The organism is Eubacterium sp. AB3007, from assembly GCF_000688015.1.
Classification (GTDB): Bacteria; Bacillota; Clostridia; order Peptostreptococcales; family Anaerovoracaceae; genus Aminicella.
On record NZ_JIAD01000001.1, the window covers coordinates 1,138,262 to 1,162,874 of the forward strand.

Annotated in this window: 18 protein-coding genes, 1 tRNA gene and 3 rRNA genes; 5 read left to right on the forward strand and 17 right to left on the reverse strand. The window is 52.4% G+C overall.

Annotated features, from left to right (window positions below; genetic code table 11):
- Nucleotides 1-53 precede the first annotated feature (53 nt).
- The gene (locus P156_RS0105625) at nucleotides 54-1,679 is read right to left on the reverse strand and encodes a PLP-dependent aminotransferase family protein (RefSeq protein ID WP_027869295.1); all 1,626 of its coding nucleotides are present in this window, start codon (nucleotides 1,677-1,679) and stop codon (nucleotides 54-56) included.
- Between the two features lie 179 nt (nucleotides 1,680-1,858).
- On the opposite strand from P156_RS0105625, the gene P156_RS0105630 reads away from it, so the two are divergent.
- Entirely contained in the window at nucleotides 1,859-2,182 is a 324-nt protein-coding gene (locus P156_RS0105630) for a PadR family transcriptional regulator (RefSeq protein ID WP_027869296.1), read from the forward strand.
- 63 nt (nucleotides 2,183-2,245) lie between these two features.
- Entirely contained in the window at nucleotides 2,246-3,478 is a 1,233-nt protein-coding gene (locus tag P156_RS0105635; protein ID WP_027869297.1) for a DUF2812 domain-containing protein, read from the forward strand.
- Nucleotides 3,479-3,522: 44 nt separating this feature from the next.
- On the opposite strand, the gene P156_RS0105640 is transcribed toward P156_RS0105635, so the two are convergent.
- Complete coding sequence (locus P156_RS0105640) at nucleotides 3,523-4,647, reverse strand: class I SAM-dependent RNA methyltransferase (RefSeq protein WP_027869298.1); 1,125 nt, start codon at nucleotides 4,645-4,647, stop codon at nucleotides 3,523-3,525.
- Between the two features lie 147 nt (nucleotides 4,648-4,794).
- On the opposite strand from P156_RS0105640, the gene mscL reads away from it, so the two are divergent.
- Nucleotides 4,795-5,220 carry a large conductance mechanosensitive channel protein MscL gene (gene mscL / locus P156_RS0105645; protein ID WP_027869299.1) on the forward strand — a complete coding sequence of 142 codons (426 nt, stop codon included), beginning with the start codon at nucleotides 4,795-4,797 and terminating at the stop codon, nucleotides 5,218-5,220.
- Nucleotides 5,221-5,282: 62 nt separating this feature from the next.
- Here mscL and P156_RS12770 read toward each other — a convergent pair whose 3' ends face one another.
- Both P156_RS12770 and P156_RS0105655 read right to left on the reverse strand, forming a co-directional pair.
- Nucleotides 5,283-6,401, reverse strand: a complete 1,119-nt coding sequence (locus P156_RS12770; protein WP_051600694.1) for a HutD family protein — start codon at nucleotides 6,399-6,401, stop codon at nucleotides 5,283-5,285.
- 89 nt (nucleotides 6,402-6,490) lie between these two features.
- Nucleotides 6,491-7,126 carry a helix-turn-helix domain-containing protein gene (locus P156_RS0105655; protein WP_027869300.1) on the reverse strand — a complete coding sequence of 212 codons (636 nt, stop codon included), beginning with the start codon at nucleotides 7,124-7,126 and terminating at the stop codon, nucleotides 6,491-6,493.
- Between the two features lie 192 nt (nucleotides 7,127-7,318).
- Here P156_RS0105655 and P156_RS0105660 point away from each other — a divergent pair, with 192 nt between their 5' ends.
- Complete coding sequence (locus P156_RS0105660) at nucleotides 7,319-7,729, forward strand: C-GCAxxG-C-C family protein (protein ID WP_027869301.1); 411 nt, start codon at nucleotides 7,319-7,321, stop codon at nucleotides 7,727-7,729.
- A gap of 73 nt (nucleotides 7,730-7,802) precedes the next feature.
- On the opposite strand, the gene P156_RS12775 is transcribed toward P156_RS0105660, so the two are convergent.
- From P156_RS12775 to P156_RS11730, 13 genes are all read right to left on the reverse strand, one after another.
- On the reverse strand, nucleotides 7,803-9,053 hold the full coding sequence (locus P156_RS12775) for a dynamin family protein (protein ID WP_027869302.1): 1,251 nt from the start codon (nucleotides 9,051-9,053) through the stop codon (nucleotides 7,803-7,805).
- A gap of 46 nt (nucleotides 9,054-9,099) precedes the next feature.
- Complete coding sequence (locus P156_RS0105670; RefSeq protein ID WP_027869303.1) at nucleotides 9,100-11,052, reverse strand: fructose-bisphosphatase class III; 1,953 nt, start codon at nucleotides 11,050-11,052, stop codon at nucleotides 9,100-9,102.
- 32 nt (nucleotides 11,053-11,084) lie between these two features.
- Nucleotides 11,085-12,350 (reverse strand): UDP-N-acetylglucosamine 1-carboxyvinyltransferase, encoded by a 1,266-nt coding sequence (murA, locus tag P156_RS0105675; protein ID WP_027869304.1) that lies wholly within the window; start codon nucleotides 12,348-12,350, stop codon nucleotides 11,085-11,087.
- A gap of 213 nt (nucleotides 12,351-12,563) precedes the next feature.
- Nucleotides 12,564-12,806, reverse strand: coding sequence for an AbrB/MazE/SpoVT family DNA-binding domain-containing protein (locus tag P156_RS0105680; protein WP_027869305.1), 243 nt, complete (start codon nucleotides 12,804-12,806; stop codon nucleotides 12,564-12,566).
- Nucleotides 12,807-12,816: 10 nt separating this feature from the next.
- The gene (locus tag P156_RS0105685; RefSeq protein ID WP_027869306.1) at nucleotides 12,817-13,176 is read right to left on the reverse strand and encodes a hypothetical protein; all 360 of its coding nucleotides are present in this window, start codon (nucleotides 13,174-13,176) and stop codon (nucleotides 12,817-12,819) included.
- Nucleotides 13,177-13,240: 64 nt separating this feature from the next.
- Complete coding sequence (locus tag P156_RS0105690; protein WP_051600696.1) at nucleotides 13,241-14,050, reverse strand: tRNA1(Val) (adenine(37)-N6)-methyltransferase; 810 nt, start codon at nucleotides 14,048-14,050, stop codon at nucleotides 13,241-13,243.
- The gene (locus tag P156_RS11720) at nucleotides 14,016-15,032 is read right to left on the reverse strand and encodes a stage 0 sporulation family protein (protein ID WP_081818464.1); all 1,017 of its coding nucleotides are present in this window, start codon (nucleotides 15,030-15,032) and stop codon (nucleotides 14,016-14,018) included. Before P156_RS11720 ends, P156_RS0105690 begins: the two co-directional genes overlap by 35 nt.
- Nucleotides 15,032-15,859 carry a hypothetical protein gene (locus P156_RS12780; protein WP_051600698.1) on the reverse strand — a complete coding sequence of 276 codons (828 nt, stop codon included), beginning with the start codon at nucleotides 15,857-15,859 and terminating at the stop codon, nucleotides 15,032-15,034. Before P156_RS12780 ends, P156_RS11720 begins: the two co-directional genes overlap by 1 nt.
- Complete coding sequence (tmk, locus tag P156_RS0105705; RefSeq protein WP_027869308.1) at nucleotides 15,856-16,488, reverse strand: dTMP kinase; 633 nt, start codon at nucleotides 16,486-16,488, stop codon at nucleotides 15,856-15,858. Before tmk ends, P156_RS12780 begins: the two co-directional genes overlap by 4 nt.
- A 794-nt stretch (nucleotides 16,489-17,282) precedes the next feature.
- A 5S ribosomal RNA gene (gene rrf, locus P156_RS0105715) occupies nucleotides 17,283-17,399 on the reverse strand.
- 80 nt (nucleotides 17,400-17,479) lie between these two features.
- Nucleotides 17,480-20,359: ribosomal RNA gene (locus tag P156_RS0105720) — 23S ribosomal RNA — on the reverse strand.
- A gap of 250 nt (nucleotides 20,360-20,609) precedes the next feature.
- Nucleotides 20,610-20,685, reverse strand: a tRNA-Ala gene (locus tag P156_RS0105725).
- Between the two features lie 35 nt (nucleotides 20,686-20,720).
- A 16S ribosomal RNA gene (locus tag P156_RS11730) occupies nucleotides 20,721-22,240 on the reverse strand.
- Together the 16S, 23S and 5S rRNA genes with 1 tRNA gene alongside form the textbook arrangement of a ribosomal RNA operon.
- 716 nt (nucleotides 22,241-22,956) lie before the next feature.
- Between P156_RS11730 and P156_RS11735 the strand changes: the two genes are divergently transcribed.
- A complete protein-coding gene (locus P156_RS11735) occupies nucleotides 22,957-24,588 on the forward strand; it encodes a Na+/H+ antiporter NhaC family protein (protein WP_051600700.1) in 1,632 nt (543 codons plus the stop codon).
- Nucleotides 24,589-24,613: the final 25 nt, after the last annotated feature.

The window sequence follows — 24,613 nt, forward strand, 5'->3', positions numbered from 1 at the left end:
AGAAATAAAAAGTACCAGTACTCTATTAATTCAAGGTACCAGTACTCGATTTATCAGATATATTCAAAAAGATTCACCGATTCCATATACATCGTCCGAAGGAGCTTTGTGAATCGGTGCACTCCCTCGAGGAGCCACTCCGTGGACTCATAGGAGTAGTTGAGGCGGACATGATCCCGTCCCGCATTGCGAAGGGGATAGAATACATTCCCTGGGACCACCGCAAGCTTTTCCTTCGCCGCTCGGCGTACGACCTGCTCCGCATCCAATCCGTCCGGGAGTTTCACCCAGATATAAACACCACCACGAGGTTTGGTATACTCTACACCGATATCCCTAAGCTCGTCCAGTGCCGCGCACATGATATCCCTGTTCTGCCGGTTGTGGACCACCATCTCATCGATCTTCGCCCGGTACTTCCCATTCTTCAGATATCTGGCCACCAGTCGCTGGGTGAGCCAGCCGATGGAGATGACCCGAACGGACACCAGATACTGCATGGCATGTATGAGCACCGGGTCTCCCACCACCACCGCCACAGATATCCCCGGCACAAACGTGAGCGCGAAAGAATAAATATAGACCACGTTATTATGTTCATCCATGGACTTGAGCGTGGGAAACTCGCTGTCTTCGTAGTAGAGCTCGGATGCCCCATCCTCCTCGATGATGGGCACCCCAAAACGCGCGGAAACATCCAGCAGGTTTCGACGCCGCTCCACCGTCATGACATTCCCGGTGGGATCCTGATAACTGGAGTTGACGTAGATAAACTTGGGACGCCTCTTCTCTACGATATCCGCCAGTCCCTCTGTCATCATGCCGTCCCCGTCTACCGGCATGGTGATGGGGAAGCACCCGGCAAGCTCGATCCCCCGGTACACATCCGGGGAGCACGGCTCCTCGATGATCACGCAGTCGCCTGGTTCCAGCAGCGTTGTCACGATGAAATCCAGTACCTGGTTGGTCTCCGACAGCACCTGGATCTCGGAGGCCTTGCAACGTATCCCCTTGGTGCGAAGAAATTCTCTGCACTGCTTACGGAGGTCCGGATCTCCCTGATACGGCGCTGCGTACGCAGGGAGCATCTCACTCTCCTTCAGCAGGTCCGCAATATCCGTAGCCAGTTCCTCCTCGGTGTACACAAAAGGCGGCATCCCTGCAGAGAAGGAGATCCCCTCTCCTTCATAGAACTTGCTGAAGATGGCATCAAATTCTTCCTTCATGTCCAGGTAGTCATCCTTGATCATGTGGCGCCAGTTCACTGGACGGGGACGTGACCTATGTCTCCCGCTTCCTGCTGCACGCACATTGCTGCGGCTCACTTCTTCGCTAGATCGATCGTGCTCTTCTGCGGGCTCCTCTCCCGAGAAATGTACCTGCTTCCATCCCCTCCGCGGTGCTACCGCCTGGTGGGCGGCGTCTCCCCAGTGATGCTCCGTCCCTCGCGCCACCATGTAACCGACCCCCTGCCGGGCCACGACCAATTCCATCTCCTCCAGGCAGTGGTACGCCCTGATCACTGTGTTTCGATGCACCTCAAGCTGCCCTGCCAGTCCTCGCTCCGATGGGAGCACTACACCGTCTGCCAGTTCTCCGTTCAGGATCGCCCGCTTGATAGCGTCCGCGATCTGCCAGTACATCGGCTGTCTGCTTTTTCTGTCAATCTTGATCCTCATATCGTTATTATACCACTTCCCAGCCCCAAAGTGTCAAAGTGTGTCAAAGGGGACGGTTCTTTTTGACACATTTCCTAAACACAAAACCATCCTTTCTTGTTCCACTTGACAATATCGACCATCGATATTATAATGATAGCAGAAAATATCGACCATCGATATTATAAGGGGATACCATCATGCCCAAGAAGACTTTTGACAATCTGACGGAGCCTATGTTCTATGTGCTTCTCTGTTTCTACCAGCAGGACATGTGCGGAGCGGAGATCGCGGCTCGCGTCACAGAACTGACCGCGGGCCGCGTCCGCATCGGACCTGGTACACTCTACACCCTTCTGGGCAGTTTTCAGAAGAACGATCTGATCCATGAGACCGGACGAACGGGCCGGCGGATCACCTATGCGATAACAGAGAAAGGCAGACAGATCTATCTGAATGAGATCTTTCGTCTGGAGCAGTGCCTCCGGGATGCAAGGTGTGTCAAAGGGGACGGTTCTTTTTGACACACCCGAATGTGTCGAAAAGAACCGTCCCCTTTGACACACTTAGGTCAGAAAGGATATGGAATGAGAAAACGAGACAGCAACACACTATGGAAGCTGAAACTGCTGGGTTCCTGGAGCTTCGATCGGCTGGAGTCCTGGTTCACCGATATGGCCTCCAAGGGCTGGTATCTGGAGGACTTTGGTCCCTTCAGAGCCAGGTTTCGACGCGCTGAGCCCACGGAGCAACCCATACCAGCACGCCGTTATCGTGCTGCCCTTCAGTTTGACGGGGAGATAGAAGAGGAAGAGAAGAGTATTTACGAAGAGTGCGGCTGGCATTTCGTCAGCCATTGGAATGGCGTCAACATGTTTTGTAGCGATGATTCGAACGCTCCGGAGTTTTTCTCCGACGATGTCAGTTTTCGAAAGCGCTCGCGAGGATTCTTTCTCAACCTGGTATTCTGGCTGGTCCTTTATCTTTCCTACCTCTGGAACACTTTCATTTATGGAATCGGCAAAGATATAACCACCGGCCCTCTTCACCTGTTGAATGAGCCTTTATTCCCACTGTTTCTTCTGTCACTGGTCATCGTGGCGGTTTTCTGGCTGTTTACCAGTTATCAGATAATCAGGGCTTTGTACCTGCTTCGGCGAAGACACTATCGTCACGATGTGCCCTACAGGAAAACACTGCACGCCGGCAATGTTCTCATGATTTCTCTGGTACTGATGCTGTTGCTGTCGCTGGCAGTCGTGGCACTGGACAACTCCAGCCTGTGGCACAAAGATCCTCTTAACTGGCAATCCCCCCACCCGGTGACCCTTGCAGAGTTCAACAAACCCCTGCACGAGGAATATCGCAAGCGCAAGGATGACGCTGTCTACACCCAGTTTACTGATTATTGGGGCGATACGCGCCGGTCGATCTTGTTTCACGATGCTCGCCGCATTTATTATGCGGGCAGATCGGTCGAACACCTCCCCTTCGACGATACAAGGTTATCCACCAAATACTACTATGCCGCTCAATACTACGAAGCTCGCTCGAAGACCATCGCCCGTAAGTATATGGAAGAGGAGATCAGGCAAAACGACTGGCTGAATGAGACCACAGACCCAGATTCTATCCGCATCCCATGTGCCGGAGTCGACTACGCCGGCTACTATCAGGAATATGAGGATGCCGAGCAGTACCTCTACCTGCGAAAAGGCTCTCGCCTGGAGATCATCGTATTGAAGACAGAGGGAAAGGATCTACGGGACAGCCTGACGCTTTTTGTCCGAGATCTCAACGAGCAGGCCAATGGGGTGTGAAGGTGTGTCAATAAGAACCGTCCCCTTTGACACACTCAGACACACTACCTCTTTCCATGGTACTGGTAATAGGTGGTCTCGATGTTGCCGTTGAAGAGCTTGCGGCGCCGGTCTGCCTTTCGGCGGAGGGCCTTCTCCAGCCCCTTGTCCGAGGTTAGGAGGAAGAAAGACCATCGCGGCGATTCCTTCATCAGTCTGCTCAGGATCTTGTAGACTTTCTGGATCCCCGTTTCTGACCCGATGCGCTTTCCATAGGGCAGGTTGCTGATCATAATCCCGCCCTCTTCCGGCAGATTCTCCCTGAGAGACAGGTCAGCACGGGAGAAGCGGATGCAGTCCTCCACACCAGCGGCGGCGGCATTGGTGCGTGTGGCCGCCGCCGCCCTTGGGTCGATGTCGGAGGCGTAGATCTCCAGCGGCGTTTCCGTTTGGATGGCGGCGTAGGCTGCTCGCCTCTCCTCCTTCCAGATGGACGAATCCATCAAGTCCCAGTCCTCTGCCGCAAAATGCCGAGACAATCCCGGAGCGATGTTACGCCCTATCAGTGCTGCCTCGATCGGAATCGTGCCGCTGCCGCAGCAGGGGTCCAAAAGGACACGGCCCGGTTTCCAGAAAGACAACTGGATTAGGGCGGCCGCCATGGTTTCCTTGATAGGGGCGGCCACGTCAGCTTCCCGGTATCCTCGCTTGTGCAGCGCGGTACCACTTGTATCCACGGTGAGCAAGGCTTTGTCCTTCAGAAGGGATACCTTGATGCGGTGCTCCGCGCCTGTTTCCGGGAGCACGTCCATGCCATAGCATTCGCCCAGGCGTTCCGCCACCGCCTTTTTCACGATGCTCTGGCAGGCAGGGACGCTATGGAGCCGGGATTTCACCGAGGAGCCGATCACCGTAAACTTTCCATCCGGTGGGATCAGTTCCTCCCATGCGATCCCCTTGGTCTGCTGGAACAGATCCTCGAACGTCTCCGCCGGGAATTGTCCCATCACCAGCAGCACCCGGTCCGCACACCGAAGCCACAGATTGCAACGAGCAATCGCCCGCTCGTCCCCCAGGAAGGCCACGTGTCCGTTCTCCGTGCCGATGATCTCATACCCCAATGCCTGGATCTCCCGCTTGACGCAGGCCTCCAGACCAAATGTCGCTGTCGCCATCAATTCCCTTTTCATACCATCGTCCTTTCAGTTTTTAATTATTCTACTCTCTTTCTCTATTTTTTGCTACCTTTTTCCGATCCTCCCCTTGCTACAAGTGAGATTTCCATATATAATAGAGGGCAGCAATGATTAAATATTTATTATATGGAGGCGTTAATTATGAAGAGTTTTATCAATGAATTCAAGGAATTTGCAATGCGCGGCAACGTGATGGACATGGCCATCGGTGTCATCATCGGAGGAGCGTTCGGAGCCATCATCACTGCATTGGTAGACAAAATCATCACACCGATCATCGGCGCCATCTGCGGCGGTCAGAACTTCGCCAAGCTGGCCATCACCATCGGTGAAGCCAAGATCGGCTACGGTGCATTCATCCAGGCAGTCATCGATTTCCTGATTGTAGCTTTCGTCCTGTTCCTGATGCTGAAGGCAATCAACAAGGCCATGAACAACGTCAAGAAGCAGGAGGAAGAGGAAGCTCCTACCACCAAGGTCTGCCCCTTCTGCAAGAGCGAGATCGACATCGAGGCTACCAGATGCCCACACTGCACATCCGAGCAGCCGGAGGTTGCCGAGGCGTAATCAATTCTGTCAAAAAAGAGGCTTTCACAGCCTCTTTTTTCATCCAACAATTACCTCTGTAGTTACCATTTCTTCGCACGGTAATCATCGGTACGGTTTCCATCCTCGTCATAGGTGTCCGTTCCGGAGAACTTATATCTCCCCAGAATCTTCTCCACTCGCTCATTGCGTCCCAGTTCATAAGCCCGGCGTTCCTGCTCATAAGGGGTCAGCTTGTCGATGTCTTTCATGTGGGCGGCTACCGGCTTGGGCACCACCAGGAAATACATCAGCGGGCTGATCAACAGAAGATGCAACAAGGTCACCAGACAAAGGGCAATGACCCACTCAACACCTCGCAGGTGCACAGCGGCGCACAGTGCGATGAGGAGCAACACCTCCAGACAGTAGGCCAAATCCGCCAGATAGAATCGATTGATCTTCCTGATCCCATCCTGCAGTTCCTCATCATACCACAGCCTCTTAAGCTTCTTGTTGGTATACTTGGAGAACCGATACTGGGTGTTCGCTATGAACACGCACTCCCGGAAATCCGCCAGCGTAGCCGGCTTGGACTCGATCACTGTCGGACCCATCTGCCCCTGTTCATAGTTGTAGTAAATGCTGCAGTGTACCGCAGTTCCCTCTCCCATAATGCGGATATAGGGACGCTCTCTGCGATCGTAATTGATCACCAGCTGTTCCCCGGCCTGTACCATGAGGGTTTCCTTGTCGATGCTCACGGTGGCAAATCCTTCCCGCACAAAGATCGCCTGGGTCCCCATCTGGTATCTGCCGCAATCGTCATATTCTAACTTGGTACTCTCCGAAACAAGAGGGATCACCCTGGCACTCCCCTTGTTCCCCTTGCGAACCATCAGGTTGTAATCTGTGATCTTGCCGAAACTCTTGGTCCTGTAACCACCATCGAAAGAATCCTGCTCCAGTTCTGCCAGCCTGGCAACCCGGACTCCCTCGTGGGCGAGTACAACGCTCCCCTTGAGAACGATCAGCGTCCGATCAAAATCCGGAAGTTTGGAGAACGCTGACTCATCAAGTTCACAAGTCGCGGAGCTGAGCCGCCACACGAACCGACGCTCCAGATAGTCCCCGTCCTGCGGGTAGATCGCAAGCTGTGTGGTTTTCCCCCCGGTCCAGCGGGATGTCTTCTGATCTTCACTGCGATAGATCTTACATTCCATAATCATCACTCCCGCTTATGATTATAACATGTTTCCATGCAAAGAAAAAGGGGGGAGTATCCCCCCCTCACAAGAATAACTATACACCCTTACTCCGCTTCAGATAACTTCTCTACTCGTTCCCTGAGCACATCGCTCAACGGATTAGTAATGTATGCTTTCTCGCACAAAGCCTTCGCTTCCTTCTCCCTGCCACTCTGACTGAGAATGTCCATCTTCAGGAGAACGACTCTCTCAAACAGCTCTGCATAATGCTGCCGGATCACCTTCTGCCAGTAGCAATCTTCGTCCATCAGGATTACATTTCCCTTGTAGAGGTCAATTGCCTCGTCCAGCAGGTCCTCCCGCTGACTCTCCTCATCCAGTTTTCCGGTAGCGCGCAACGCAGCCTTTTCAAAATTCTCTGCGTCCGACTCGAATTGGAAGGCATCGCTCAATCGGTAAGCACCGTTGATGTTCTGGATGATCGCCTTCCCGAAATCCTTCTCAAACTCATCCAGCCTGTTGCGAAGCTCAAACACCAAGACCTTGATGGAATTGGCTGGGTTCGCCATCGTCTTCCCGCTCCAAAGAACTCGTGTGATCTCGTCCATGCTCACGTATCTGTCTCTATTCACATAGAGGCACTCAAAAAGGATCCATACCTTTCTGGGGGCGTCCCCAATTACGTGATCGCCGTAGCGGATCGTACAGTTCCCGAGCAATTCTAACTGTAATTTCTTCATTTCTCTACTCTCCCGTCAACAAGTACATTCAGACGTATCGTTAGAAAAAACTCAACCATTTTGTATATTTTTTAATACACATGAATCATTCTAACAAATAGGTACTTTTTTGTCAATTGATAATTTGGAATATCTATACCTTTCCAGTAAAAAAAGTGGTATAATAGTCCAAATAACTTACGGGAGGGAATTATGAACAGAAAAGAACTTGCTTACAAACTTCATCACCAGGGGTTTAATTGCGCACAGGCGGTCGCCTGTTCCTACTGCAATGTTCTGGGATTCGATCCGGAGACCGTCTTTCGAATGATGGAAGCCTTTGGTTTTGGGATGGGATGTATGGATACCTGTGGTGCCGTCACCGGTATGGCTGCCGTCATCGGCATGAAAACCTCCGATGGCAACATGGACAAGCCCGGCACCAAGCGGGAGTGCTATGCGCTGATGCGTCAGGCACACGACGAGTTTCTGTCCATGAACGGCTCTGTCATCTGCCGGGAAATCAAGGGCGTGGATACAGGCAAGGTGCTCCGCAGCTGCGATGGCTGTATCGAGGATGCCGTCACCATACTGGACAAGCTTCTGCTTGGAATCGAGGACTGACCTACAGAACTCACAAGTTCACCTCGTAGAAAACAGGGACTGTCATACACCGTTGTGTACGACAGTCCCGTTTTTAGAGAGTATCTGCGATCCGCCTGAGCTCTCTGGCCAACCGATTGATGGCGTTGATCCGGTGGCAGACCTTGTAGGCGTTCTCCTCCCGGTAGAGAAGGATCCGGTCTAACGTCGATTTCAGATCACCGCACAGAGACTCTGCCTGTGCCAGGAAATCCTCCTGCTCCATTTCCGTCAGGCCGATCCTGAGCATATCGATATCGTAGTGGTACTCCATCCCAAACTGCTCCCGCACGCAATCTGAGAGTTCCATCTTGTATTCGTTCAGGTGGAGCATGTAATCCCCCTCGCACTCCCTCGCCCGCTGGCGCACCTCGGAGAGCTTCTCATCCACCTGAGCAAACCGTTCGTCCAGTTCCTTGTATTCCAGATTCATTGCCTTCCAATAGAAATCCAGCTGGGTGACCGCGCTGTGGATCAAATCCCCAAGTTTCTTGGCACAGGAGTCCTCCATGATCTCCCTGGCGTGTGCACTGCAGTCAGCCAGGATCTGCTGTTTCAACACCTCCACGCCGGCGCCAGTTCTGGCACTAACGGGAAAGAGTCTGATCTCCTCCATACCCATCAGTTTCTGCAGGAGCATCCTGCAGTAGTCCATATATACCTTCAATTCTTCCTCACTGACGGTATCGACCTTATTCACCGCAAAATAGAACCGGGCGGCAAAATCCTTTGTGCTCCGCAGAAAATCGATCTCAATCTGGTTGATGGGGCTGTCCACCGACAGAAGGAAGATCACTGCGTCGCTCTCCTTCATGTGGTCATACGCCACCTCGGTGTTATTCTTGTGGAAAGATCCTACACCCGGTGTATCGACAAAGGTCAATCCTCTTTCCAGGAACTCGGAGGGTGTGTGGAGCACCACTTCTGCAACGCCCTTGGCATTGTTTTGATTCTCCTGCTCACTGATGTATCCGGAGAGTTCCTGAAAAGGGATCTCAGTGACCACACCATTGCGAAAGTGAACCTCCGCCATGGGAGCACCGTATTTCACCTTGGTCACCGCAGAAGTGATAGGCACGATTCCCACCGGCAGCACGTCGGCTCCCAGAATCCTGTTAGACAAAGCACTCTTCCCGCGCTTGAACTGTCCAATCACGGTCACGTTCATATCCGCATCATCCAGTCGGGCCAGCAGGCTCTCCACCTGGGCGGCCTGTCCTGAGGTCGCCTCCTCTCCAGAGAGAAGTTCCAGTGCTCTGGCGGTCTTCTCACGTATCGTCATTTCTCTGATCAGTCTCGGTAACATGGTTCTCCTCAATAATTCACGGGCGCCTTCAGGACGCCCGTGCTCCTTAGTATCTTTCCTTGATGAGGCCGCGCCTGTAGGCAGCCACCAGATCCTTCAGCTGTTCCACCTGATCCACCAGTTCCGCACCCTGATCGGTATCGATGATCATCATTCGTTCTGGCAGCGTCTCCACCACCTTGATCACCGGAGAATGGAACTCCTGGGTGCCGTCCGGCTGCAGTGGGGAATACGGCTTATGCTCCGCCAGAGCCATGAAACGGGAATTGAAGATGAAGGTATACCCGGCAATGCCCGTCTGCTTCTGATAGGCCTTGGAGATGCCTCCGTCAATGACGTACAGCAGGCCTCCGCCCTTGATGGGACTCTCACCGTCCTTGATCTTCACGGGGACGTGACCGTTCAGGATCTTCCCGCGGTGAGGATCCAGACCGAATTCCACCAGGATCTTCTCGCAGGGCCACTTCTCCTTGATCAGCGTATAGTAGGCTCCTGTATGCTCCTTGTGGGCAGCCTTGTCCGCGATAAAGAGACGCTCAAAAGTCGTCATCTTGTCTTTCAGGAAGAAGGGAGATTTCTTCCCTTCCCAGAGATACCACATCAGATCTCCCGACCGGCCGGACTCCTTCGCCTCATCGGGGTAGAAGTAGGCGGCGCGCACCTGCTCGTCCAGATAGTCAAACAAAGCCTTGCCGCTATAGCTCTTCCCGTCCAGATTGACCTCTGTAAAGGAACCGTCCGGTTCCATGGGAACTGCGCCATGATAGAGCAGGTTCCCGTTGATCTTCGCATACATCGCGCCGTTGTCGAGCAGGAAGCGGATATGCTTCTGGAGCTTGTCTGACTTGACTACCGAGGCCTCCAGTGCCTCCAGCACGGCCTCCTCCTCTGGAGTCAGTTCATAAGGATGCTCCGGATCTACGGTAGGCAGATTCATGTCTGCCATCTCGTATTCCGTCCCTTCGATAGTGACCGTCCCCTTCTCCCAGTTGATCTTGTCCAGCAGCAGACGGTGCTCCATCTCGTATTCCGGATGTGCCATGATCCTCTGTCCCTCGCACTTGAACTGCATGATCGCGATAGCCTTGTGCATCTTGGCTGCCAGTTCCAGCTCGATGGGATCGTCCTTGTTCACATCGTATACCTTGGGGACGAACTTAGTGCAGGGATCATCACCGTAAACGTCCGCTGCAAACACTGCCAGCGGACGCAGGTTGATCCCATAGCCCACTTCCAGCATGTCGAAGTTGTTGTACCCCATGTTCAGTCGGAGGATATTGGTAATACAAGCCCAGTTTCCGGTGGCAGCTCCCATCCACACAATGTCATGGTTCCCCCACTGGAAGTCGACCTTGTTGGGGTAATCGAGGAGAAAATCAAGAATGTCATCCGGGTGTGCCCCTCTGTCAAAGATATCTCCGATGATATGCAGTTGATCCACTGCCAGCGCACCGATGGTGTCCGCCATCTTGATGATGAATTCCTCTGCGATGCCGCAGTCCACAACCGACCGTATGATAGATTCGTAGTAGTGGTTCTTGTTGGCCTCATCGTCTGCGTGCAGTAGCTCGTCCATGGCGTAAGCCAGGTACTTGGGCAGGCGTTTCCTGACCTTGGATCTGGTGTACTTGGTGGATACGGACCGGCAGATGGTGATCAGCCGATAGATCACCGTCGTGCACCACTGGTCAAAGTCTGCCTCAGACCTCTTGCGCCGCTTGATCTCGTTCTTGGCGTCGTAGATCAGCGCGGCCAGATCATCCCTGTCCTGTTCACTGAGCACTCCCCCGTAGTGTTCATCGATCTTACTCTTGATGGTGCCGGAAGCACTCTTCAGCATGTGGATGAATGCTTTGTGCTCGCCGTGCAGATCGCTTAGAAAGTACTCTGTTCCCTTGGGCAGGTTCAGGATCGCGTTCAGGTTGATGATCTCTGCAGATGCTGCCTCGATGTTTGGAAACTCCTTGGAAAGAAGCTCCAGATACTTGATATCGGCCATAGTTCCCCTCCATTAATCGTCATTAACTGTGATCAATCGTCGATTCTAAGTATGCTTGCGCCCAGCGCTTTGAATTTGTTGATAAACTTCTCGTATCCGCGCTCCACGTGGTAGATCTCTGAGATCTCGGTGGTGCCATCTGCCACCAGGCCGGCCAACACAAGTGCCGCGCCTGCGCGCAGGTCTGTCGCGATGACCTGAGCACCCTCCAGATGCCTGCCGCCGTGGATGATGGCCTTGTTGCCGGATGTCTTGATGTTTGCACCCATACGGTTCAGTTCTGCTACGTGCATGAACCGGTTCTCGAACACGGTCTCGATGACAGTGCTGGATCCTTCCACGGTGGTCAGAAAAGCCATAAACGGGGACTGGATGTCCGTGGGGAATCCCGGATAGGGAAGCGTCTTGATATCGGTAGCCCGCAGTGGCTTCTGGTCGGCCACCACGTACATACCTTCATCTCCCATCTCTACGATTACGCCACACTCCCGAAGCTTGGCGGTGATGGGCTTGACGTGATCTGGCACGATGTTATGGATCAGAATCTGCCCTCGTGTGATCGCGCCTGCCAGCATAAACGTACCGGCCTCGATCCTGTCCGGAATCACCGTATGGTAAGCGCCCTTCATGGACGTGACTCCCTCGATCTTGATGGTATCGGTACCTGCGCCCTTGATCCTGGCCCCCATCTTGTTCAGGAAGTTGGCCAGGTCAACGATCTCAGGTTCCTCTGCTGCATTGACGATGTAGGTCGTGCCCTGCGCCAGTGCCGCACACATCATGATGTTCTCCGTGGCTCCGACACTTGGGAAATCCAGGTAGACACTCTCCCCTACCAAACCGCCTTCCGGAGCGATAGCCTCTACATAGTTATCCTTCTGTATGATCTCCGCCCCCAGAGCTCGAAAGCCCTTCAGATGCAGGTCGATAGGCCTGGCGCCGATGGTGCATCCTCCCGGCATATGAACCTTGGCTCTTCCCGTGCGGGACAGGAGAGGTCCCATCACCAGGAAGGAGGCCCGCATCTTGCTGACCAGGTCGTAATCCGCCTCGTTCTCTATCACATCCGGAAAACTGATATCCAGAATATCTTCTTCCACTTCCTCGATCGTTGCTCCCAGGGAGATCAGAATATCCTTCATGACCTCCACGTCCTTCAGCTGAGGGACCTCCATGATCCTACAGGTCCCCTCACTCAGGAGTGCCGCTGCCATCAGGGGAAGCACAGCGTTCTTGGCGCCGCTTATCTTCACCTCACCGTTCAACGGCTCGCTTTTCTGTACCAGAAATCTTGCCACAATATCCTCCATCTATCTTCTGCTTCGCGCTCTGCAAAGTATCTCGACTTCGTATCCAGGGCCATGCCCTTCAAAAACGGGCACAACAAAAAATTGCGCTCTACGCTTGATAGTATTATACCTGTAATCTGCTGTTCGTGCAAGTTCCACACAAAAAAACCTGCCCCAAAGACAGGTTAATAATTCTTAAGATTTGGACTTGATGCCCTTCACCTATAGTTTCTTCATTTCCTCAATGCATTTCCCACACACGTTCTTCCCGTGAATCTGTCTGATATCATCCATCTCTCCGCAGAATATGCAGGAAGGCTCATACTTTTTCAGCATGATGTACTGACCATCCACAAAGATCTCCAAGGAGTCATCTGTATTGATCGACAGATTTCTCCTGAGTTCCACCGGAATCACCACTCTTCCCAGGGCATCTACGGGTCTAACTATCCCAGTTGCCTTCATGACCTACCTCCTATTTCCTTTCTTTCCTTCTCTGCTTATGCCCTTCTTCCTTATTCTTGCTGCCACGGCTTACGCCTGCGACTGAAGACACTGCCTTAGCCACATTGCTGACTGCACCAAATACGCCCACATCAGAGGTTCCGGACCGTAACTGTCCTGCCGTTGCGCTCACATCTGCAACGATCCCATCCACCTGATTCGCTGTGTTGGCAGCTACCTCCGATACAACAGAGGCATCATCCAGTACCTTATTCAGTTCCTTTACTGTCTTGATCAGATTCACCGCAACAATACAAAGAACAACAAGCAGCACAAGCAATGCAAGCAAAACAAGACAAATCAAAGTATATTTCACACTAATCGTAATCATACGGACCTCCTTTGGTACATTATATTATTATTTCCAAAAAATAGCAACCTCTAAAACGAAATTTTCAAAAAATTCCGTAAACTTTTTTCATCCAAGGAGAATACTCCCCTGTGTCTTCTTCTCTGGTATACTGCTGAGGCAGTACTCGCAATTCCCTTCCTCCGTTTCGTACACAGTGGAGAAGCATGATATTCGGAACATCCTTCGGTTTCCCGCTCACCAGCTGCAATGTTTTCGGCTCCAACTGAAATGCTCTGCATGTGTACATCACATCCACCATACGGGAAGGACGGTGAACCAGGAAAAGATCCCCCTTGTCTGCCAAAAGCAAGGATGCTCCCCGCAAGAAATCCTCCAGACTCCCAAGTACTTCATGCCTTGCGATCATGCGAGCATCGTCCTCACACTTCATGCCCCCATGGTTCTCGGTGTACGGTGGGTTGGATATCACCACATCGTAACTGTGCTCCCCTCCCATGGCTTCCAGTAACGGAGAGTCTTTCGTAAGTTCCGCCACATTCCCTTCCAGGAATCGCAGCTTGTCCTCCAGCCCGTTCATTTCGGTGCTCCGCCTGGCGAGTTCAATGCTCCGTGCCTGTACATCCAGCCCTGTGAACTCTGCGATCCCGGTTTTGTGCGAGAGGATCAGTGGGATGATCCCGTTCCCCGTGCCCAAATCGCAAAGCCTTCGCGGCCAATTTCTGGTTCTTCCCAGAATCTCTGCCGCAAACCATGCAACCATCACCGCATCCGCACCGTAGCAGAATCCACAAGGATCCTGCAGAATCCTTATGTTACCGAACCCGATCTCATCAACACGCAGCCCCGTGTGCTCGGAATCATTCAGCCTGCGGCTGTGCAGGTTTACTTCCATTCTTTTTTCCTCTGCGACGTCTTCTTCTATTCCTGTTCCGGCTCTTTCCACCGGCCTCCTCTGCTCCAGCGGAGGCTCCTTCCTCTTCAGATGCTCCAGCCTTTTGTTTAGGCGGCTCCTCCGGTTTTGGTTTTCGTGCTCCCTTCTTATTGATCCTCTCAACCTCATCCTTGCCGAACACGAACACATCAGAGCCCAGTTTGAGCTCGCCGTTATCCCCCTTCTCATCGCTGTAAATACGCACCTTCACCCGTCCCTGCATCACATCGGACTCGATGACCTTGCCCAGACCTTCTGAAGTCATGACTCTCTCGTTCTGGTCTGGCATATCTTTTCGAAGTTCCAGATACATATCGTTCTCGTACTTCAGACAACACATAAGTCTGCCACAGACCCCGGAAATCTTGGAAGGATTCAGGGATAGGTTCTGCACCTTCGCCATCTTGATGGAAACAGGCTCAAAAGCCTTCAGCCACGTAGCACAGCACAGTCCCTTTCCACAGGAACCCACGCCCCCCAGGATCTTTGCCTCATCTCTGACCCCTACCTGACGCAGTTCAATGCGCATACGGAAGGTGCTGGCCAGATCCTTCACCAACTCGCGAAAGTCCACCCGGCCCTCCGCTGTAAAATAGAAGATCACCTTGTTGTTATCAAAGGTGTACTCCACGTCGATCAGTTTCATTTCCAGACCATGCTTGTGTATCTTCTCCTGGCATATGGCCATGGCCTTAGATTTCTTTTTCTCGTTCTCCTCGTGTCTGGCGATATCCTTCTCGTCTGCGATTCGGACGATCTTTTTCAGGGGTTTGGAGATGTCCTTCCGGTTGACGGCTGTGATCCCCATGGTCACCGTGCCAAACTCAAGCCCCCGGGCTGTCTCAACGATCACCCCGGCCCCTGGTTCAGGTACAAACTCTCCCGGATCGAAATAATAAACCTTTCCGCCTGTCTTGAACCTGACTCCAACAACATTAACCATTAAAATTCCTCCAATTTTAAAATCAGACTTCTGATTGCATATTTCTGATTTACATTTCTCCGGATATCCATCCTCGCCTGTTCCACAAGGGAGATCGCTTCTGCTATGGCGCCGCGACTGAAGCTGCTGCCACCATCCTTCATTGCCTGGCTCAGAACGACCTCCAGCGCATCCAGAAATGCGTCTGCGCTCTGTCTATCCTTAACTCGCTTATCCAGCGCCTTCTGTATATCAAAGAAAAAGGACTTCTGGCTCACTTGCTCCAGAATCTCTGCAGCAAACCGTCCCATCTCGTGTTCCACCGATGATGTCGGTGCTCCCAAACGAAGAATTATGCACCGAGATCGAATGGTCGGCAGAAGATTTTCCACGTTCTCCGAAAGAAGCATGATCACCGTCCCTTCGGACGGCTCCTCCAGGGTCTTCAGAAAACGATTCTGTGCGCGCACCGTCATATGATCAGCGCCTTCCACTATGGCGATATTTCTGTCCCCACCCGTCGGCTTGAGCCGCAACCGGTTCTGCAGATCCTCTGCTGCCTGATCACGAATAGAAGCAACACTGCCTGAACGGCTTGCCTCAGGACCAATGCAGTAGAGATCCTCGTAGTTTCCACTGTCGATCCTCCGGCAGGTCCTGCACTGATCACAACCTTCGCCCGGCGCCTCGGCACAAAGCAATGCTTTCGCAAAGGCTCGCGCAAACCCAGACTTGTCCGTATTGTGATCGCCCTCTATGATATATGCGTGCGGAACCATCCCATGCAAGATCGCGCTGGAGACAGTGTCCGCTGCATTTCCAAGATCTCTGTAGGCGGAGAGACTCATAGCATCCCCCGTTCTTTAAGGACAACAGTGAGATGTTCCATAATGAAATCTCGCATCTCCTCTCGGGTACCTGAACCATCCACGGTGACGATTCGATCAGGATCCTTCTCTGCCATAGCAATATATCCCTGATAGACCTTTCTGTGGAAACGGATCTTTTCACTCTCCAACCGATCACGCTCGCCAGAAGAAATACGCCTCTTCCCGACCTTAGGATCTACATCGATAAAAAAAGTAATATCTGGCAACAGGTTTCCGGTGGCATAACGGTTGATTTCTTCCACCAGGTCACCCAGACCTCTGGCATATCCCTGATAAGCGATGGAGGAATCCACAAAGCGGTCACAAACCACCACCTTGCCTGCCTCTAGGGCCGGCTGGATCACCTGCTCCACGTGTTGACTTCTGCTGGCAGCATAAAGAAAAGCCTCTGTCAGATCTGTCATATCGTTATTCTGCTTATCCAGGATGATCTCCCGAATCTCCTCACCAATGTGAGTACCACCTGGCTCCCGTGTAAAAACACAGGCAATCTCCCTCTCCAGAAAATATTCCTTCAGATACTCAATCTGTGTCGATTTGCCGGAACCATCCGGTCCCTCAAAGCTAATGAATAGTCCTCTCTCCATGTAGATCTCCCTATTGACCTTTCCTTCTTCCTTCCGACAAGAGGTTGGTATAAAGGATGTATCCAACAAAACCAAAGGGTACGGTAACCATGATAGCAAATATGATTTTTAATACGAACATGTCCACCCTCCAGTCCTTTAAATATAACTCGACATATTATTGTATCACGAAACCTCAGAGTTTTCAATGTTTTCAGCTTATCCTGCGATCGCAAAGAAGAGAATGTTTTCACAAAACATATCCGTCCAAACCTGCGGGCATGCGGCAGGTTCCCTGGGATGCCGGCTTACGATTGGTGAGAGGTATCCCAAGGAATCGGGAAGCATCGTTCCATGGGATCATTGTTCAGGAGGAGCATCGTTCCAGGCGAGCATTTTCAGGACGAGCTTTCGGGAAGCATTGTTTCAGGCGAGCATTTTCCGTCATCCTGTGCACATCGAATAATTGACGGAAACGGACACCCGGTTTTTACCATGTTCTGCTAATTACTTTCCTCAGAAAGGCGCAATATGCATCTCTGCAAGGAAAAACGAGCCCCAGTGGTACCTTTTCCCTTTCAAATGGCCCACTCTCTGGCACAACAGACGGTGTTTCGAACTCGAATCAACCAATAATCTCCCTTTGAATTCCGTCAGAATACGAGTAAGATACTTTTGACGGAAACGGCTTCCGGCAGCATCCCCCAGGCAACGGAGCGCAAGGAAAATCCATGGTCACGCAACGGCCTTCTCAAAGGTCCGCGCGCCTCCAGCCTAAAAAAAACAGACCGCCGTAGCGATCTGTCTTCTGTCGAAACTGGCAGCGTCCTACTTTCCCGGGCAGTCTCCCACCGAGTATCATCGGCGCTGAAGAGCTTAACTACTGTGTTCGGGATGGGAACAGGTGTGACCTCTTCGCTATTGCCACCAGATTCAATCATTTTTCTGAGAGTTGGTACCCTCAAATCCGAATAACCTTGCAAGTCCGCTCACTCACCTTCTTTGCCATTTGCTGGCCAAGCTCTCGGTCTATTAGTATCGGTCAGCTCCATACATTACTGCACTTCCACCTCCGACCTATCAACGTGGTAGTCTCCCACGGACCTTACCTTGCGGGGGAGATCTCTTCTCGTGGGGGGCTTCGCACTTAGATGCTTTCAGCGCTTATCCCGTCCCTGCGTAGCTACCCAGCTGTGCCCTTGGCAGAACAACTGGTGCACCAGAGGCAAGTCCGTCCCGGTCCTCTCGTACTAAGGACAGCTCCACTCAAATCTCCAACGCCCACAGCGGATAGGGACCGAACTGTCTCACGACGTTCTGAACCCAGCTCGCGTACCTCTTTAATGGGCGAACAGCCCAACCCTTGGGACCTACTCCAGCCCCAGGATGAGACGAGCCGACATCGAGGTGCCAAACACCCCCGTCGATGTGAACTCTTGGGGGGTATCAGCCTGTTATCCCCAGGGTAGCTTTTATCCGTTGAGCGATGGCCCTTCCACTCGGTACCACCGGATCACTAAGCCCGACTTTCGTCCCTGCTCGACCTGTTTGTCTTGCAGTCAAGCTCCCTTCTGCCTTTGCACTCTTCGCGCGATTTCCGTCCGCGCTGAGGGAACCTTTGGGCGCCTCCGTTACTCTTTTGGAGGCGACCGCCCCAGTCAAACTGCCCACCTGCCACTGTCCCGGTACCAGATCATGATACGCGGTTAGAACCCCAACACTACAAGGGTGGTATCCCAACGGTGACTCCCTGAATACTGGCGTACTCAGTTCTCTGTCTCCCACCTATCCTGTACATGCAGCGCCGAGGCTCAATATCAGGCTGCAGTAAAGCTCCATGGGGTCTTTCCGTCCTGCTGCGGGTAGCCGGCATCTTTACCGGCACTACAATTTCACCGAGTCCATTGTCGAGACAGCGCCCAGATCATTACGCCTTTCGTGCGGGTCGGAACTTACCCGACAAGGAATTTCGCTACCTTAGGACCGTTATAGTTACGGCCGCCGTTTACTGGGGCTTCAGTTCCGTGCTTCGGTTGCCCTGACACTTTCCCTTAACCTTCCAGCACCGGGCAGGCGTCAGCCCCTATACTTCAGCTTACGCTTTCGCAGAGACCTGTGTTTTTGGTAAACAGTTGCCTGGGCCTTTTCACTGCGGCCAGCTCTCGCTGGCACCCCTTCTCGCGAACTTACGGGGTGATTTTGCCGAGTTCCTTGACAATAGTTCTCTCGCTCACCTTAGGATTCTCTCCTCATCTACCTGTGTCGGTTTGCGGTACGGGCACCTTGTACCTCGCTAGCGGCTTTTCTTGACGGCGTGAAATCAGCTGCTTCAGACTCTTTCGTCACCCCATCGCGCCTCAGTTTCGCTATGATGATTAAACCATACCTGCCTCGACGCTTGGACACACTCTACCAACGGTGTGCTCAGCTTATCCTTCCGTGTCCCCGCCTCGCTCAAACGGTACTCGGTGGTACAGGAATATCTACCTGTTGTCCATCGACTACGGCTTTCGCCCTTGCCTTAGGCCCCGACTAACCCTGAGTGGACGAACCTTCCTCAGGAAACCTTAGATTTTCGGTGGACAGGATTCTCACCTGCCTTGCGCTACTCATGCCAACATTCTCTCTCGTATGCAGTCCACCATCCCTTTCAGAACAGCTTCTGCCCGCATACGATGCTCCCCTACCATACCCATAGGTATCCGTAGCTTCGGTAACAGATTTCAGCCCCGTTCATCTTCGGCGCAGGGTCACTCGACTAGTGAGCTATTACGCACTCTTTGAATGAATGGCTGCTTCTAAGCCAACATCCTAGCTGTCTGTGCAACCCCACATCCTTTTCCACTTAATCTGCATTTTGGGACCTTAGCTGACGGTCTGGGCTGTTTCCCTTTCGACCATGAATCTTATCACACATAGTCTGACTCCCGTGTTTGATATTCTGGTATTCGGAGTTTGATAGTCTTCGGTAACCGGTGAAGGCCCCTAGGACATTCAGTGCTCTACCCCCAGGTATCACCACACGAGGCTAGCCCTAAAGCTATTTCGGGGAGAACCAGCTATCTCCGGGTTCGATTGGAATTTCACCGCTATCCACACGTCATCCCAACCTTTTTCAACAGATACGGGTTCGGTCCTCCATGTCCTTTTACGGACACTTCAACCTGCACATGGATAGGTCACCCGGTTTCGGGTCTACAGCATGCAACTTTCGCCGGTTATGACTCGGTTTCCCTTCGGCTCCGGTGCTCCAGCACCTTAACCTCGCTGCATACCATAACTCGTTGGCCCGTTCTACAAAAAGTACGAGGTCACTTTCGCTCCCTCCGATTGTAGGCATATGGTTTCAGGTTCTCTTTCACTCCCCTCCCGGGGTTCTTTTCACCTTTCCCTCACGGTACTATTCGCTATCGGTCACTGGGTAGTATTTAGGCTTGGAGGGTGGGCCCCCCTGCTTCAGACCGGGTTCCACGTGTCCGGCCCTACTCTGGATCCTGCCCTGTGTCTCATGTTTTCGCATACGGGAGTGTTACCCTCTATGCTCTGACTTTCCAACCATGTTCTGCTAACATGTCAACATCCTTTGGCAGTCCTCAACCCCAGGTGCAAGCACCTGGTTTGGCCTCTTTCCCGTTCGCTCGCCGCTACTAGGAAAATCGCGGTTGCTTTCTCTTCCTGCGGGTACTTAGATGTTTCAGTTCCCCGCGTTACCTTATCCGTACCTGCTTGACTCAGTACGGTATGACTGAACATTACTTCAGCCGGGTTCCCCCATTCGGACATCTACGGGTCAACGGATATGTGCTCCTCACCGTAGCTTTTCGCAGCTTGTCACGTCCTTCTTCGGCTCCCAGTGCCAAGGCATCCACCTTATGCCCTTCTTTGCTTGGCCAATTGAGTTCCTCTCGGTTCTCTTAGCTTGCCATACATGGCGCTCATGTATGGTCTTTCTTGCTTTGTCAAAGAACATACTGTTACGTTGTTCTTCTCCTGGCTTCTCGGTTGAAATCGTAGATTCATACCCTCTTGCTTAGTCTTTACTTACTAATACCTTTCAGATATTGATCTCGATCTCTTACTGTGATGCATTTCTTGCAAGTTATTCGGTTTTCAAGGTACATATTAACTTCCGCAGAAGTTAATGGTGGAGAATAAGGGATTCGAACCCTTGACCCCCTGCGTGCAAAGCAGGTGCTCTCCCATCTGAGCTAATTCCCCATAAAACCCATAGACAGTATCCAGTGTCTCCCTAGAAAGGAGGTGATCCAGCCGCACCTTCCGATACGGCTACCTTGTTACGACTTCACCCCAGTCACCAGTTTTGCCTTAGGCAGTCTGATTAGTTGACCGACTTCGGGCACCCCCGGCTTCCATGGTGTGACGGGCGGTGTGTACAAGACCCGGGAACGCATTCACCGCGGCATGCTGATCCGCGATTACTAGCAACTCCGGCTTCGTGCAGGCGGGTTTCAGCCTGCAGTCCGAACTGGGACCGCCTTTGGGGGTTCGCTCAGGATCGCTCCGTCGCCTCCCTCTGTGACGGCCATTGTAGCACGTGTGTCGCCCAGGACATAAGGGGCATGATGATTTGACGTCATCCCCGCCTTCCTCCGGATTGTCTCCGGCAGTCCCATTAGAGTGCCCAACTTAATGATGGCAACTAACGGCAAGGGTTGCGCTCGTTGCGGGACTTAACCCAACATCTCACGACACGAGCTGACGACAACCATGCACCACCTGTCTCCTCTGCTCCGAAGAGGGGACCGGCATTACCCGGTCTTTCAGAGGGATGTCAAGCCCTGGTAAGGTTCTTCGCGTTGCTTCGAATTAAACCACATGCTCCGCTGCTTGTGCGGGTCCCCGTCAATTCCTTTGAGTTTTACACTTGCGTGCGTACTCCCCAGGCGGAGCACTTAATGCGTTTGCTCCGGCACCGAACTCTTATGAGCCCGACACCTAGTGCTCATCGTTTACGGCGTGGACTACCAGGGTATCTAATCCTGTTTGCTACCCACGCTTTCGTACCTCAGTGTCAGTTACTGTCCAGAAGGCCGCCTTCGCCACTGGTGTTCCTCCTAATATCTACGCATTTCACCGCTACACTAGGAATTCCGCCTTCCCCTCCAGCACTCAAGCTCTGCAGTTCACAGGGCGAACGACGGTTGGGCCGTCGCCTTAAACCCTACGCTTACAGGGCCACCTACGTACTCTTTACGCCCAGTAATTCCGGATAACGCTTGCCCCCTACGTATTACCGCGGCTGCTGGCACGTAGTTAGCCGGGGCTTCCTCCAAAGGTACCGTCAGAGTTCTTCCCTTTGGACAGAAGTTTACGACCCGAAGGCCTTCTTCCTTCACGCGGCGTTGCTGCATCAGGCTTGCGCCCATTGTGCAATATTCCCCACTGCTGCCTCCCGTAGGAGTCTGGACCGTGTCTCAGTTCCAATGTGGCCGTTCACCCTCTCAGGCCGGCTACTGATCGTTGCCTTGGTGAGCCGCTGCCTCACCAACTAGCTAATCAGACGCGGGACCATCCTTCACCGATAAATCTTTGGCATCGTAGCCATGCGACCTCGATGCGTTATGAGGTATTAATCGAAGTTTCCCTCGGCTGTCCCTCTGTGAAGGGCAGGTTTCCCACGCGTTACTCACCCGTCCGCCGCTTTCCTCGCCCTGAATCTACCGAAGCGTCATCAGAGCGATTCTCGCTCGACTTGCATGTGTTAAGCACGCCGCCAGCGTTCATCCTGAGCCAGGATCAAACTCTTAATGAAAATGGTATGTTAACGCTCTCGCGTTATCATCTCTTTCCGTTTGTATCCGGTCAGACGCTTGCGTCTCTTGTTACCGTATTACTGTTTTGGAAATCTTGGGGATCATTCATGTCTCAATGATCCAGGTTGGTTAACATGTAACCTGTAATTGTCTTGTTTGACTACTAGATTTCTGTCTATGGAGTTTTCAATGTTCAGCGGACTTTCGCCCGCGCCCGCTTACCGCGAACAGTAAATACTATACCACTCTCCGACACTCATGTCAACAACTTTTTTTGGTTTTCTGAAAGTTTTTTTTCGGTTCTCCCTCCCCCGCCTCTGTATGGCTGCGCACCCTTCCGAATCTCCTACCTCATATGCTGACTTCCCGGAACCATCCCGTTTGATGGAATCGAACTCTTCTTCTGGTCAGGGTATACATCCCTCAACACTTTCTTCCCTCGAAAACCAACCTGTTCCTACATTATTATATATTATATACATTGCACAACCAACCGATACCTGTTCCTCTTTACCCTCCCCCTAAGGGTATACTTTGGTATCACATTAAAGCGCAAAAGTATCCTCCGCAAATATTGAAATTCCAACAATACCGACCCTTTTTCACATAATTCCCACAATCTTGACAAAAACCCAATAATAATCTATAATAATAGATGCAATTAGCATTGGTTTTATTTTATTACAAAACTTGTCTTATTTTAGGAGGACTTATTATGGGTAAAAAGATACCTCTATGGCAAGCATACGTGGTGTTTCTCGTAACCATCATCGTACTTATGTATTGCCTGGGCATCCTCGGAATGCTTTTGGGGGATGCGTTCGCCTGTGACTATGGCGAAGTACACATCGCACTTTTAACGTCAGCGACATTCGCTGCAATTGTAGCCGCGGCTAACGGCTACAAATGGTCATTCCTCGAGGCCGGCATGCTGGCCTCCATCAACCGTTCCATGCAGGCTATGCTGATCCTGGCAGAAGTCGGTCTGATGATCGGCGCCTGGGTCGCTGCCGGTGTGGTCCCGGCTATGATCTACTACGGACTGCTCATCCTGAAGCCGTCCATCTTCCTGTTTGCTGCCTGCCTGCTGTGCTGCATCGTAGCACTGGCTACCGGTTCTTCCTGGACCACCGCAGGCACCATCGGCGTTGCGCTGATCGGTGTTGCTACCGGTCTGGGCATCCCGACCGGTATGGCAGCAGGCGCAGTCGTATCCGGCGCTTACTTCGGTGACAAGATGTCCCCGCTGTCGGATACCACCAACCTAGCTCCTGCTATGGCAGGAGCCACCCTGTTCGACCATATCAGCCACATGATCTACACTGTTACTCCATCTCTGCTCATCGCGCTGATCCTGTACCTGATCCTGGGATTCAAGAACATAAGCGGATCCGGCACCATGGATATCGTTGAGCCGATGAGAGCAGCTTGCCAGATCAACTTCAACATCAATCTGTTCATGCTGATCCCACCGATCCTGGTTATCCTGATCGTCGCCCTGAAGATCCCTGCGATCCCGGGCTTGACAGCAGGCATCATCGCCGGATTGATCATCGGATCCATCTTCAACGGAGTAACTCTGGCAGAGTGGCCGGGAATCATGCACTATGGATATGAGGTTCCGTCCTACACTGACACCTTCACCAACTGGGAGACCACCAACGCAGATGCCATCGCATCCATCAATCCGGATGCGGGCGGTTTGATGGATCTGTCCAACGACGAGTTTGCAGCCCTGCAGGCAGCTACTACCGTACCTCCTGAGATTGCCGGTGAGTACAACGTAGAGCAGCTGCTGGACGGCAGAGGCGGTATGGACGGCATGATGTGGACCATCAACCTGATCCTCTGCGCTATGTGCTTCGGCGGTATCATGGACGCTTCCGGAATGCTGGGCGCGATCGCACAGTCCTTCCTGAAGGTGGCCAAGGGCCGCGGCGGACTGGTTACCGCAACCGTATTCTCCTGCATCCTGATGAACGTCATCGCAGGAGACCAGTACCTGGCTATCGTACTTCCGGGAAGAATGTACAAGACCACTTACGAGGATATGAAGCTTGCTCCGCGTAACCTGTCCAGATGTCTGGAGGACTCCGGAACGATCACATCCTCCCTCGTACCATGGAACACCTGCGGTGCTACCATGCAGAAGTTCCTGGGCGTCCCGACATGGGGCAAGGGCGGATATGGTTACTTCGCTTTCCTGAACCTCATCAATCCTCTGGTATCCATCTTCTACGGATTCACCGGTATCACCATGATGAAGATGACCGACGAAGAATACGAGCACATCCTGAGAGAAAGAGAGAGAGAGAAGGAAGAGGCTCTGGGAGAACTGGATGCATAATCCAACCTACCCAAATACTCTTCAC

What these genes read in the sequence shown, in the direction of transcription:
- P156_RS0105625 (WP_027869295.1), bottom strand. Translation starts at nt 1,679, where the DNA reads ATGAGGATCAAGATTGACAGAAAAAGCAGACAGCCGATGTACTGGCAG.
- P156_RS0105630 (WP_027869296.1), top strand. Translation starts at nt 1,859, where the DNA reads ATGCCCAAGAAGACTTTTGACAATCTGACGGAGCCTATGTTCTATGTG.
- P156_RS0105635 (WP_027869297.1), top strand. Translation starts at nt 2,246, where the DNA reads ATGAGAAAACGAGACAGCAACACACTATGGAAGCTGAAACTGCTGGGT.
- P156_RS0105640 (WP_027869298.1), bottom strand. Translation starts at nt 4,647, where the DNA reads ATGAAAAGGGAATTGATGGCGACAGCGACATTTGGTCTGGAGGCCTGC.
- mscL (WP_027869299.1), top strand. Translation starts at nt 4,795, where the DNA reads ATGAAGAGTTTTATCAATGAATTCAAGGAATTTGCAATGCGCGGCAAC.
- P156_RS12770 (WP_051600694.1), bottom strand. Translation starts at nt 6,401, where the DNA reads ATGGAATGTAAGATCTATCGCAGTGAAGATCAGAAGACATCCCGCTGG.
- P156_RS0105655 (WP_027869300.1), bottom strand. Translation starts at nt 7,126, where the DNA reads ATGAAGAAATTACAGTTAGAATTGCTCGGGAACTGTACGATCCGCTAC.
- P156_RS0105660 (WP_027869301.1), top strand. Translation starts at nt 7,319, where the DNA reads ATGAACAGAAAAGAACTTGCTTACAAACTTCATCACCAGGGGTTTAAT.
- P156_RS12775 (WP_027869302.1), bottom strand. Translation starts at nt 9,053, where the DNA reads ATGTTACCGAGACTGATCAGAGAAATGACGATACGTGAGAAGACCGCC.
- P156_RS0105670 (WP_027869303.1), bottom strand. Translation starts at nt 11,052, where the DNA reads ATGGCCGATATCAAGTATCTGGAGCTTCTTTCCAAGGAGTTTCCAAAC.
- P156_RS0105680 (WP_027869305.1), bottom strand. Translation starts at nt 12,806, where the DNA reads ATGAAGGCAACTGGGATAGTTAGACCCGTAGATGCCCTGGGAAGAGTG.
- P156_RS0105685 (WP_027869306.1), bottom strand. Translation starts at nt 13,176, where the DNA reads ATGATTACGATTAGTGTGAAATATACTTTGATTTGTCTTGTTTTGCTT.
- P156_RS0105690 (WP_051600696.1), bottom strand. Translation starts at nt 14,050, where the DNA reads ATGGAAGTAAACCTGCACAGCCGCAGGCTGAATGATTCCGAGCACACG.
- P156_RS11720 (WP_081818464.1), bottom strand. Translation starts at nt 15,032, where the DNA reads ATGGTTAATGTTGTTGGAGTCAGGTTCAAGACAGGCGGAAAGGTTTAT.
- P156_RS12780 (WP_051600698.1), bottom strand. Translation starts at nt 15,859, where the DNA reads ATGAGTCTCTCCGCCTACAGAGATCTTGGAAATGCAGCGGACACTGTC.
- tmk (WP_027869308.1), bottom strand. Translation starts at nt 16,488, where the DNA reads ATGGAGAGAGGACTATTCATTAGCTTTGAGGGACCGGATGGTTCCGGC.
- P156_RS11735 (WP_051600700.1), top strand. Translation starts at nt 22,957, where the DNA reads ATGGGTAAAAAGATACCTCTATGGCAAGCATACGTGGTGTTTCTCGTA.